General features: G+C 30.6%; 3 protein-coding genes and 1 pseudogene. All 4 read right to left on the reverse strand.

What is annotated here, in order from left to right:
• Positions 1–28 precede the first annotated feature (28 nt).
• A complete protein-coding gene (locus tag AC1DUW_RS25280) occupies positions 29–373 on the reverse strand; it encodes a nucleotide pyrophosphohydrolase (protein WP_477643763.1) in 345 nt (114 codons plus the stop codon).
• A 252-nt stretch (positions 374–625) separates the two neighbouring features.
• Positions 626–1,363 (reverse strand): hypothetical protein, encoded by a 738-nt coding sequence (locus AC1DUW_RS25285; protein ID WP_477643764.1) that lies wholly within the window; start codon positions 1,361–1,363, stop codon positions 626–628.
• Between the two features lie 430 nt (positions 1,364–1,793).
• Positions 1,794–2,345, reverse strand: a pseudogene (locus AC1DUW_RS25290) (recombinase family protein).
• Positions 2,346–2,488: 143 nt separating this feature from the next.
• On the reverse strand, positions 2,489–2,704 hold a 216-nt coding region (locus AC1DUW_RS25295; RefSeq protein WP_477643765.1), incomplete at its 5' end, for a hypothetical protein.

Here is a 2,704-nt window from a genome sequence, read left to right on the forward strand (position 1 = left end):
GTATTACATGACTCAAATTTATCTCCTCCTATAGTTTTGTATATTTCTTTTTTACACCAAATGATTTTTCAATTGGGTATTTCTCGCTATTCTTCTTAATCTTTTCAGTTACAACATCTTCAAGATTTAGGTTTAGTTCACGTGCGATTAACAGGGAATAGATTACTACGTCTGCTAATTCATCTTTTAAGTTTTCCAGATTCTCTTCTATAGCTTCTTTGTTATTTCTCCATTGAAAATTCTCAAGTAATTCGCTTGCTTCTAATGAAAGCGAAATTGCTAAATCCTTTGCATTATGAAATTGCTTCCAGTTTCGGTCATTTCTGAATTTAACAACTAGAGACATTAAATCGTCTAAACTCTTATTTACCATACAATAACACTAACCTTTCCCTAAAACTACTTAGGATAATTTTACCACAATAATATAAAAAGGCACTTACATTAAAGTAAATGCCTCTAATTGAGTGAATTAAAATGAGTGTTATTAAAATCGATATTTCATTAAATGTAGAACTATGTGAAAAGTACAGAATCCTTTTGAACTGTCTTTTTTAATTAATAGAAAARTTGTTATGAAGATTTTGCAAGATAACTCCCCATTTTCTCCCATAATACTAGGAAATCATTTATTGATATTTTGTTCTTCTCTCGTTACCTTTTTCACTTTCAACTTACCTGTATGTACTAATGTGAACTCCACTTTATTATCTTTATCAGACATAATTTCTATAAATTGAAACTTTGGTGTTATTTCTTTTTTTTGCAAGTTAACAGGAGCAATAATAAATTTGTCTTGAAAGGTCTTAATAACAACATAATTCTGGTCATTCGTACTATTCAAAATTAGATAATCTTCTTTATCAGCAGCACTATTACTACCAAACATAACAAACAAACCTACTACTAAGTAGATACATAGAACAATAATCCATTTTCGTGGTGATTGTTTATCATTTGACATTAAAATTGCAATAAAAAGTACTCCTATTATCAATTGGGTAATTTCTAATCCAAGTATAGGTAATACTAATATTGTAGCGATAATAAGTGCAATAAGAAGTAYTAAAACCTTTATAAACTTTTTTTTTCTAGAGTTTAAAGATGGAAATTTTTCAAAAATGAGCCTACAACCCTGCCTATAACTCTCTGGTATCACAAAAAAAATACTCATAATGAATACACCAAACACAATTACTGCAGCCACATTCTCAATTGTAAGCTCTACAAAATTATTAGGCAATCCATAATATTGATTAAAAGAAGTAGCATAAATGTAATACGAACCAAAACAAACAACTGAAACAACGCTTAACCATACTCCAATATCAGAGTCGATTATCTTTTGTTTTATATTCTTCATCCATATCACTCCTACTAAATTATTATTCATCATTCGAAATCTTCATCTTTTATGTAACACGTTTTCATGCCTTTATTTATGGACTTTTTTTTATAAATTGTACTATACTCTATGGACATTTGAGAATAAATGGTCGTCCTATTGCCATTTAAGAGGAATAATTTTAAGAAGCAATTGTCATTAATGGTTTAGCATTTATGTATTTCTTAAATACCTTACAAAATTTAATACAGAGGAATTCATGAATTTATTAACAAGAATGATGAATAAAAATAGTTAAATCATATCTTTATAGTTGGTTGGAATCAGCTACCAAAATCCATGGTGTGTGAGTCAACCAACTATACCCTTATACTAAAAAATGGGGCACCTAATTGTGGAAATATCGCCCCCCTAATTATGAAAGATATCCTATAGTAAACTTATTTTCTTATATTTCACTCTGAGATTTTTGTTCATTCTTTCTTCGAATCAACGTTCTTTTCGTGATACCTGTCATCGCTTCCACTTCCTTATATGTATGACTTTCAAGAAGTTTTAAAGCATGTTGTACTTGTTGCTTTGTATGTTTTCTGGGTCTTCCCTCACGGAAATCGTCTCGCTGCTTTGCGATAGCCTTGCCTTACTGAGTACGTTCCACAATTAAGTTATGTTCCATTTCAGCCACTGCAAGCAGTGTAGTCAAGAAGAACCGTCCCATTGTCGTTTTCTCCAGTAGACCAACATTCAGCACATGAACCTTTACACCTCTGTCGAACAGATTCTCAATGACTTCAATACCTTCTTTTGTGTTACGAGCAAGACGGTCAAGTTTCGTCACTACCAAGGTGTCATCCTCCCGCAGTTCTTGAAGCAACTGTGTGAATTTTGGACGCTCTATCTTTGTGCCAGTGAACTTCTCCTCGAAAATGACGTTAATTAAAAACTTATATAGTTCGAAGACTTCATATATGTATTCTTTTTGTCCATCAACATTTTTAATATCAAAATCCTTTAAATAACTAAAGTGTCTATCTATTAACAGGTATCAATTAGCCCTATATCTTTCATAATATCCTCGCTTTATTTTTAAAATTCCGAATAATCCAATAAAATCAAAATTGTATCAATTACTGATTATACAATTTACATTTCAACTAATTGTTGGATAGCATTACCGTAATCTTGAATGTCTATTAAATCTGTAATAGTATATTGTTCATTGGTTACTACTTCTAATAGTTTTAGAACACTTAATTCTTTGCCTCGAACATTAGAATCCATAATAATTTTTTCGGCTAGTTGTGTAAAATAATTTTCAAGTTCCCCACCTCGAAGCAAAATTACATTGCTTTTAGAAAG

Source organism: Peribacillus sp. P4_C12 (genome assembly GCF_056402095.1).